Origin of the sequence: Mesorhizobium sp. M7A.F.Ca.CA.002.15.2.1, from assembly GCF_003998715.1 — a bacterium.
Taxonomy (GTDB): domain Bacteria; phylum Pseudomonadota; class Alphaproteobacteria; order Rhizobiales; family Rhizobiaceae; genus Mesorhizobium; species Mesorhizobium ciceri.
The window spans coordinates 1-8,760 of sequence record NZ_RZPI01000176.1; the positions used below are offsets into that span (position 1 = coordinate 1).

Consider the following 8,760-nt stretch of genomic DNA (forward strand, 5'->3'; position numbering starts at 1 on the left):
GTCGACACCAGGCCGCAGTTTTTCGGCAATGCCGCGTGCAAGCGGCAGGCCGGGCCGGAAATAGGGCACATAGGCCCATTCGATGCCATCGAGCCGCTTGGCGACCTCGGCCTCGCCATCGGCCTGCACGGCAAGCGAGATGGTGTCGACGCAATGGACATGCAGAACGACGCGCTGCGGCATCAAAGCGTGCACCGTGGTCTCGATCGATGGCCGCAGGCCGCGCGGGTTGAGCGCTGCAATGGTGAAACCCTGCGGCTGGTCGGCGGCGCGATCGCGCTGTTCGACGGCTTTCAGCAGCGGCGCCATCGCCACCGGCACCATGATGTCATCGACGAGCGCGTCTTTCAGCCAGGTGCCGGAGGCCTTGATCCACAGCGTGTCGCCGGCTTTCAGCGAGGTGTTGCCGCCTGCCGCCTGGGTGAGATGCGGGCTCCGCCCTATGCTGGCCGAAAGCGCCCGCAAGGCCGCCAGTTCCTGCGCGTCAGCTTCGGTCGCCATGGCGCTTTTCCTCCAACGGCTCGGCCGTGTCCTGCGCGAAATCCCGTTGCCGGGATCGAATTGGCGCTGATATCGCAGAAACGAGTGATCTACGTCAATAGTGATCTACTGTCATCAAACACGCTTGCAATCCGACTAATGTTGAGTAAGTTACGCCAATTGCCATGGAAAATGGCATCCGGGAGGAAAGAATTGAGCGACTCCGGCCGTCAGCGTCAGATCGTCGAACTGTTGCGGGATCGTCCGTTCGCTTCGGTGCGCGAGTTGCAGGAGCGGCTTGGCGTTTCAGCCGCGACGGTCAGGCGCGATATCGACAGGATCGACGAGGCCGGCGAAGCGCGGAAGGTCTATGGCGGCATCTCGGCGCTCGACGGCGCTTCCCAGGCCGGTGTTGCCTACGCCAGGCCCTACGACGAGAACCGCGACCTTGCGGTCGAGGCCAAGCGGCAGATCGCCGCTCTCGCGGCGACCATGGTGCGCGACGGCGACGCCGTCATCGTGCATGGCGGCTCGACCTGCTTCCATCTGGGCGTCAAGCTCGCCGAGCGCAACATCCGCCTCTACACCAACTCGATGCCGCTGGCGGCCTATCTCAGCGACCACGGCCATTGCAGCCTGACGGTTGCGGGCGGTGATCTGCATCGCGAACCCGGCATCATCCATTCGCTCAGCCAGGCCGTGCCCTTCTATGCCTCCAAGTTCTTTCTCGGCGCGCAAGGCCTTGGCCAGGAAGGCGTGATGGAATCGCACCCGCTGCTGGTACGCTCGATCGTCGATCTCAGCCTTTGCGCCGACCAGATCGTGGTGCTGGCCGACAGCCGCAAACTGTCGATCCACGCGCGCAATGTCGCGCTGCCGCTTTCCCGCATCGGCACGCTGGTCACCGACGACGGTCTCTCCGACGCCGATGCGCGCATGCTGGAGGACGCCGGCGTCATGGTGCGGATAGCCTCGGGAGCCATCCAGTGAAGGTGGCTGTCCTCGATTTCGGCAAGACCAATTCGAAGCTGTTCGTCTTCGGCCAGGACGGGCGGATCATCGACGAGCGCCGGACACAGCCGAAATGGATGCGCCAAGGCGGCTTCAGCGTGCTCGACGAGGCGGCGCTCCACCATTGGGCGCTCAGCGCCGTTGCCGATACGGTCGACGGTCATGGAGTGGAAGGGGTCATGGTGTCGGGCCATGGCTGCACCTTTGCCTTGGTCGACGAAGCGGCGCTGACGCATCCGATCCTCGACTACGAGCAAGAGCCGCCGGCCGAGATTGCCGCGCGGATCGATCGCCGCATTCCGGACTTTTCGGAGACCTTTTCGCCGCGGCTGCCGCTCGGCTTCAACTACGGCCGCCACATGCTGTGGCTGCAGGAGGTCGATCCCGACGCGTTCGCTACGTCGAAATCGATCCTCGGCTATCCGCAATACTGGAGCTGGCGCCTTGGCGGGCGGGCGGTCTCGGAAGTGTCCTATCTCGGCTGCCATTCGCATCTGTGGGCGCCGCGGAGCCAGGACTTTTCCTCGCTGGTCGACGCGCAGGGCTGGCGTGACCGGATGCCTGGCTTCGAGCGCGCCGGCACCGTTATCGGCGAGCACCGCCTCGGCGCTGCGGCGCGACCGATCGCCATCCACAACGGCGTCCATGATTCGAATGCGGCGCTCTATGCCTATCGCCGGCAGGAGCTTGGCCCGGTCACCGTCGTTTCGACCGGCACCTGGGTCGTCGTGCTCAATCCGGATTGCCCGCTCGACACGCTCGACCGGGATCGCGACATGCTGGTCAATGTCGATGTCGGCGGCGGCCCGGTGCCGACCATTCGCTTCATGGGCGGACGCGAATTCGCAACCATCAGCGGCGGCTGGCAAGGCGAGATCGCCGGTCCGGTGGTGCAGCGGGTGATCGATGCCGGCATCATGGCGCTGCCGAGCTTCGCGCCAGGCGGGCCGATGCCCAGTCAGTCCGGCCGGCTGGTGGGGCGCATGCCCGATGCCGGGGAACGCGCGGCCACCGCGCTGCTCTACGTCGCGCTGATGGTCGATCTGTCGCTCGACCTCATCCATTCGAACAACACGGTGATCGTCGATGGCGGGCTGAACACAGGCGGTGTGTTGGCCGGACTGCTGGCGCAGTTGCGTCCCGGCCAGGCTTTCCTGCAGGGCGCCACGCTGGAGGGCAGCGCCACGGGTGCAGCGGCGCTCGCCTTCGAGAGCGTCGGGCGCGAATTCGCCGCCGAAGTTCCAGAGCCGGTGCACGCGTCGCGTTTCACCGGGTTGGCAGGCTATCGCAGCAACTGGCGTGACGCCACGATGGACCAGAGCGTCGCCGGTGCGGCAGTGGGAGGCGCGCGATGAGTGCGATTGCCCAGGCTGAGACGGCGCGCCAGCCGGTGCTGGAGATGCGCCACATCTCCAAGACGTTCGGCGCGATCCGTGCCTTGCACGATGTCTCGCTCAGCGTCCATGCCGGGGAGCTGCACGCCCTGATGGGCGAGAACGGCGCCGGCAAGTCGACATTGATGAAAGTGCTTTCAGGCGCCTATCGGCCGGATGCCGGCGGCGAGATCCTGATCGACGGCATGCCGGCTGCGACCGGCGATCCGATCAAGGCGCGCGCCAGCGGCGTCGCGGTGATCTATCAGGAGCTGTCGCTGGCGCCCAATCTGACGGTGGCGCAGAACATCTTCCTCGGCAACGAGCCGCGACGCTTCGGCATCGTCGATCGCGACCAGTGCACCCGGCGCGCCAGCGAGATCATCAAGCGGCTCGGCGTTTCCTTTTCGGCCCGCGACATGGTCTCCAGCCTGTCGCTCGGCGAGCGCCAGCTGGTCGAGATCGCCCGCGCGCTATCGACCAATGCGCGCATCATCGTCATGGACGAGCCGACCACGTCGCTGACCTCGCGCGAGACCGACCGGCTGTTCGAGGTCATCGCGACGCTGAAATCGCAAGGCATCGCCATCATCTACATCAGCCACCGCATGGAAGAGGTCTACCAGCTTGCCGACCGCGTCAGCGTGCTGCGCGACAGCGGTTATGTCGGCACGCTCGAGCGTGCCGACCTCAGTGCCTCGCGCCTCGTCTCGATGATGGTCGGCCGCGATTTGTCGGCTTTCTACAAGAAGGATCATCGGCCGCCGGATGAAAAGCGCGCGGTGGCGCTCTCGGTGCGCGCCATGTCCGACGGCCGTCTCCTGAAAAACTGTTCGTTCGACCTGCACAAGGGCGAGGTGCTGGCGCTGGCGGGTCTGGTCGGTTCCGGCCGCACAGAGCTTGCGCGGCTGATCTTCGGCGCCGACAGGCACATTTCAGGCACGCTGGAACTCGACGGCAAACCTGTAACCATCGGCTCGCCGCGCGAGGCGCTCGATGCCGGCATCGCCTATCTGACCGAGGACCGCAAGGAACTCGGCCTGTTCCTCGACATGTCGATCTCCGACAATATCAGCATGGGCGTGCTGGCGCGGGATTCGCGCGCCGGCGGCTTGCGCGACTTCGCGGCCGCCGAAAGGCGTGCTTCCAAGGCCGTTGCCGATCTCTCCATCCGCACCAGTTCGGTGCAGGCCAATGCCGGCTCGCTGTCGGGCGGCAACCAGCAGAAGGTGCTGCTCGCCCGCCTGCTCGAGACCGAGCCGAAGGTCGTCATCCTCGACGAGCCGACCCGCGGCGTCGATGTCGGAGCGAAATCGGAAATCTACCGGCTGATCGACAATCTCGCCAAGCAGGGCATCGCCATCCTGATGATCTCCAGCGAACTGCCCGAGGTGATCGGCGTCGCCGATCGCGTGCTGGTGATGCGCGACGGAAAGATATCGGGCGAGGTGACGGCATCGCAAGGCGAACCGCTAAGCCAGGAGGAAATCATGGAACTTGCAACGGGAGCGGCTCAGCAATGACCGACAAGGCGACCGAGATCAGCGCAGGCGGCCAGGCCACCGGCACGAGCCGACGGTTGCGCACGGCTTTCGCTGCCCTTGGCATGCTGCCGGTGCTGATCCTGCTGGCGGCCGGCTTCCAGTTCCTGAACCCGCGCTTCCTGACCGAGACCAACCTGTTGATCGTCACCCAGCAGTCGTCGATCAACATCGTGCTGGCGGCCGGCATGACCTTCGTCATCCTCACCGGCGGCATCGACCTGTCCGTCGGCGCCATCCTCGCCGCATCGGCGATGGTGGCGGTGATCGTATCGCTGGTGCCGGACTGGGGTTTGCTCGGCGTGCCGGCGGCCATTCTGGTCGGCCTCGGCTTCGGCCTCATCAACGGGCTGCTCATCGCCTACATCAAGCTGCCGCCCTTCATCGTCACGCTGGGTTCGCTGACCGCGGTGCGCGGTGTCGCCCGCCTGCTCGGCCAGGACACCACGGTGTTCAATTCGGACCTGCCGTTCGATTTCATCGGCAACGGTTCGCTGTTCGGCATCCCGTGGCTGGTCATCATCGCACTGTCGGTGGTGGTGCTGTCCTGGCTGGTGCTCAAGCGCACCGTGCTCGGCACCTGGATCTACGCCGTCGGCGGCAATGCCGAAGCGGCGCGGCTGACCGGTATCAAGGTGCCGCTGGTGCTGCTCTTCGTCTATGGCGTTTCCGGCCTGCTGGCCGGCCTCGGCGGCGCCATGTCGGCGGCCCGGCTCTACGCCGCCAACGGCTTGCAGCTGGGCCAGTCCTACGAACTCGACGCCATTGCCGCGGTCATTCTCGGCGGCACCAGCTTCGTCGGCGGCGTCGGCTCGATCTGGGGAACGCTGATCGGCGGCCTGATCATCGCGGTGCTCTCCAACGGGCTCATCTTGGCCGGTGTCTCGGACATCTGGCAGTACATCATCAAGGGATTGGTCATCATCGTGGCGGTCGCCCTCGACCGCTACAGGCTCCAGGCAGGAGCAAGAACGTGATTGACCTTAGTCGCCGGCGTCAACGACCGGTTTGTGTAACGCACCGTGAGAGGCGCGGGGCAATCGGAGGAAAGCAATGAAGACCATCGCCAAACTGCTCTGCGGCGTCGCACTCGCGTCGCTCGCCATCGCGCCTGCTTCGGCCAAGGACCTCAACAAGGTCGGTATCTCGGTCGGCCTGCTCGGCAATCCCTTCTTCGTCGCCACCATCAAGGGCATCGAGGACGCGGCCAAGAAGATCAACCCGAAGGTCGAGGTGACCTCGGTATCGGCCGATTATGACCTGAACAAGCAGGTCTCGCAGGTCGATTCGTTCATCGCCGCCGGTGTCGACGTGATCATGCTCAATGCCGTCGACGCCAAGGCGATCGCGCCGGCGGTGAAGAAGGCACAGGCCGCAGGTATCGTCGTTGCCGCCTTCGACGTTTCGGCGCCGGGCGCCGACGTCACCGTGATGACCAACAACGTCAAGGCCGGCGAAGAGGCCTGCCAGTACCTGGTCGACCACACCGGCGGCAAGGGCGACTACGTCATCCTCAACGGACCGGCATCGTCGTCGATCCTGGAGCGGGTGAAGGGCTGCAAGAACGTGCTTTCGCAGCATCCCGACATCAAGATCCTCTCCGACGACCAGAATGCCGAAGGCTCGCGCGACGGCGGCCTGAAGGTGTTCCAGTCGCTGCTCACCCGCTTCGACAAGATCGATGCGGTGTTTGCCATCAATGACCCGACGGCGATCGGCGCCCAGCTCGCTGCCAAGCAGCTCAACCGTTCGGAGTTCATCTTCACCGCCGTCGACGGCGCGCCCGATATCGAGAAGGAACTCTCTTCCGGCACCTCGATGATCAAGGCCTCGGCCTCGCAGGATCCCTATGTGATGGCCGGCCAGTCACTGACGATGGCGGCCGAGCTGCTGGCCGGCAAGAAGCCGGCGGAGCCGACCGTTCTGCTCGACCCGAAGCTGATCACGGCCGAGAACCTGAAGGACTACAAGGGCTGGACCGCAGCCCGCTAAATTCTTCCAAGACCGGTGCGGCCGGGATGACCCGGCCGCACCTTGTCAGCACCGGAGACGATGATGTCGCGTATTGGAATCCATTCTTTCGTCTGGTCGGCGAGCTCGGCTCAGGCCGATCTGGAGCGCACGCTGGCCAACACCAGGGAGGCCGGCTTCGATCTCATCGAATTCTCCTATCTCGACCCCGCCGATGTCGACATCGGCGGGCTCGCCAGGCGCATCGCCGATCTTGGCCTCGGCGTGGCGATCAGCATCGGATTGCCTGTTGACGGCGATATTTCGAGCGCCGACAGGGCGATTGCCGCGCGCGGCGTCGAAATCCTCAACGATACCATCGCGCTGACGCGTGACCTCGGCGGCCGGAAGGTCGCCGGCATTCTCTCGACCAGCCACGGATTGCAGGTCGAGGCGCCGACGCGCGATCAATGGCAGCGCAGTGCCGGCACGCTGGCCAAGGTTGCCGAAACAGCCAAGGCGGCCGGCGTCACGCTCAACCTCGAGATCGTCAACCGCTTCGAAAGCAATCTGCTCAACACCGCCGCGCAAGGACTGGCCTTCATCGAGGACACTGGCTCGGACAACATCTTCCTGCATCTCGACACGTTCCACATGAACATCGAGGAGGCCGATGTCGGGCTGGCCATCCATCAAGCCGCGGACAAGATCGGCTATGTCCATATCGGCGAAAGCCATCGCGGCTTCCTCGGCACCGGCAATATCGATTTCGCCGCGATCTTCGATGCGCTGACGGCGATCGGCTACAGCGACGATCTCAGCTTCGAATCCTTCTCTTCGGAAATCGTCGATGAGCACCTGTCGAAGAAGACCGCCATCTGGCGCAATCTGTGGACGGACAACATGGCGCTGGCCAAGCACGCGCGCGCCTTCATCGGGCTCGGGCTGGAGACGGCAAGGCGCAAGGCGGAACTCGTTTCGGCGCGCCACAAACCCTGACCCGCCCGTCGAGAGGGCGCGGCGTGCGCCGCATGGCAGGGCTCTGACTTCAAATCAACAAACGGCCTTATGGCAGCCAGTGCTGGCAGCTTTTGCGCCGCCAGCTTTTTCGCGATAGGAATTTTTTCTTGACTCGGTGACCTCAGCTATGGTACATTTTTGCCTATGGTGCTGATTTGCGCCAGTGACCCGCCGCACAGGCGGGTTTTTGTTTGATGCACCGTCAGCCAAGGTGCCGGCCGTATGGCGGCGGCATTGCTCGCGGCAGGTGCATCGGTTATCTGACCGGCCAGGCAAACAGCGCCACGCAATCCCCAAACGGAGTTCAGCACATGACACGCGAGACAATCCTCAAATTCGGCACCGTCGAACACGCGGACGCAGGCGATCTGGCTGGCTGGATCGTCGTCGAGGGCAGGCCGACCATGCAAACCGCCGTCCAGCACACGACCGAGGACGGCAAGGTGTTGTCGGGCACCTGGCGGGCGACACCCGGCACCTATCACGCCACCTATACCGACTATGAGTTCGTGCACATGATCGCCGGCCGCATCATCATCACGCCGGACGGCGGCACGCCGGTCGAGGTCGGCCCCGGCGATGCCTTCGTCGTGGAAGCGGATTTCAAGGGAACCTGGAAGATCATCGAGCCGGTGACGAAGCATTTTGTCGTGCGGGTCGGCTGAAGCGGGGTGATCCGTCTGGCCGCGCCATCGCGGCGAGTGCTCAAGCGAAGCTTTTTCGTGCCTCCGGGGGCCTTTTGGAGGCCATCCCACCGACATCGCCTGGGTGTCGCCGATGGCTCGGAGGAGGTGCGCTGACCTGGGCGCGGTAAGCGTATTCGCTGATCTCTGCATTCGCCGGGGCCTCGGCCAGGCCACTCCTCGGACTCCGGTCATTGGGTCATGAAGGCGTCTGCGGCGTCATCCAGACGGTCGGCCTCGACATGAATGATACGGCACTCGCCAGCCAAGCGCCCTCTCATCGGTGCTTGCCGGCCAGGTATCCTTGATAGACCGGATTGATCCCCTAGTTCTTTCGGGGGCGCGGCAATCGCGAGGTTGCCTCGGGGGCAGCGGCGGTTCGCGCCGTTCTGACTGCACGCCGCGGAAAGACGGTTGGACCGACGCATCCATGGAGGTCGTCGTGCGTCAATCGCGTGGATTCACCTGTGCGTATTTCGTCTTAGCTTGCTCGATCGCGGTAGTTTGCGCAGGAGCTGCAACCGGTGGTCAGCAAGGCGGAGGGCATGGCAACGGCGGCCATGGTTCTGGTGACCATGGGGGCGGTGGAGGTCATGACGCCGGCGGCAACCAGGGCGGCTCGCACAAAGGGACTGGCGACGACCCCGGCGGCTCCAGTTCGTCGGCGGACGACGGCGAGACCAGCACAAGCGGCACTACGAC

General features: G+C 64.7%; 8 protein-coding genes. 7 read left to right on the top strand and 1 reads right to left on the bottom strand.

The window, feature by feature from the left end; all coding sequences use genetic code 11:
* Positions 1–501: class II aldolase/adducin family protein (locus tag ENZ74_RS12585; RefSeq protein WP_164761016.1), on the bottom strand; the 501-nt coding region annotated here is incomplete at its 3' end.
* Positions 502–693: 192 nt separating this feature from the next.
* On the opposite strand from ENZ74_RS12585, the gene ENZ74_RS12590 reads away from it, so the two are divergent.
* The 7 genes from ENZ74_RS12590 (at position 694) to ENZ74_RS12620 (ending at position 8,040) form a co-directional block, all read left to right on the top strand.
* Entirely contained in the window at positions 694–1,470 is a 777-nt protein-coding gene (locus tag ENZ74_RS12590) for a DeoR/GlpR family DNA-binding transcription regulator (RefSeq protein ID WP_013529337.1), read from the top strand.
* The gene (locus tag ENZ74_RS12595) at positions 1,467–2,846 is read left to right on the top strand and encodes an FGGY-family carbohydrate kinase (protein ID WP_063169119.1); all 1,380 of its coding nucleotides are present in this window, start codon (positions 1,467–1,469) and stop codon (positions 2,844–2,846) included. Before ENZ74_RS12590 ends, ENZ74_RS12595 begins: the two co-directional genes overlap by 4 nt.
* Positions 2,843–4,387 (top strand): sugar ABC transporter ATP-binding protein, encoded by a 1,545-nt coding sequence (locus ENZ74_RS12600; protein WP_024503725.1) that lies wholly within the window; start codon positions 2,843–2,845, stop codon positions 4,385–4,387. Before ENZ74_RS12595 ends, ENZ74_RS12600 begins: the two co-directional genes overlap by 4 nt.
* Complete coding sequence (locus ENZ74_RS12605) at positions 4,384–5,382, top strand: COG4158 family protein (RefSeq protein WP_027162931.1); 999 nt, start codon at positions 4,384–4,386, stop codon at positions 5,380–5,382. The genes ENZ74_RS12600 and ENZ74_RS12605 overlap by 4 nt, the downstream gene beginning before the upstream one ends.
* 76 nt (positions 5,383–5,458) lie before the next feature.
* Positions 5,459–6,397: an ABC transporter substrate-binding protein gene (locus ENZ74_RS12610; RefSeq protein ID WP_013529341.1), complete on the top strand. Its 939-nt coding sequence runs from the start codon at positions 5,459–5,461 to the stop codon at positions 6,395–6,397.
* A 63-nt stretch (positions 6,398–6,460) separates the two neighbouring features.
* Entirely contained in the window at positions 6,461–7,354 is an 894-nt protein-coding gene (locus tag ENZ74_RS12615) for a sugar phosphate isomerase/epimerase (RefSeq protein ID WP_063169118.1), read from the top strand.
* Positions 7,355–7,686: 332 nt separating this feature from the next.
* A complete protein-coding gene (locus tag ENZ74_RS12620; protein ID WP_024503728.1) occupies positions 7,687–8,040 on the top strand; it encodes a cupin domain-containing protein in 354 nt (117 codons plus the stop codon).
* Positions 8,041–8,760 lie beyond the last annotated feature (720 nt).

Coding starts and splice junctions, on each gene's coding strand:
- ENZ74_RS12600 (WP_024503725.1), top strand. CDS start 2,843: ATGAGTGCGATTGCCCAGGCTGAGACGGCGCGCCAGCCGGTGCTGGAG.
- ENZ74_RS12605 (WP_027162931.1), top strand. CDS start 4,384: ATGACCGACAAGGCGACCGAGATCAGCGCAGGCGGCCAGGCCACCGGC.
- ENZ74_RS12610 (WP_013529341.1), top strand. CDS start 5,459: ATGAAGACCATCGCCAAACTGCTCTGCGGCGTCGCACTCGCGTCGCTC.
- ENZ74_RS12615 (WP_063169118.1), top strand. CDS start 6,461: ATGTCGCGTATTGGAATCCATTCTTTCGTCTGGTCGGCGAGCTCGGCT.
- ENZ74_RS12620 (WP_024503728.1), top strand. CDS start 7,687: ATGACACGCGAGACAATCCTCAAATTCGGCACCGTCGAACACGCGGAC.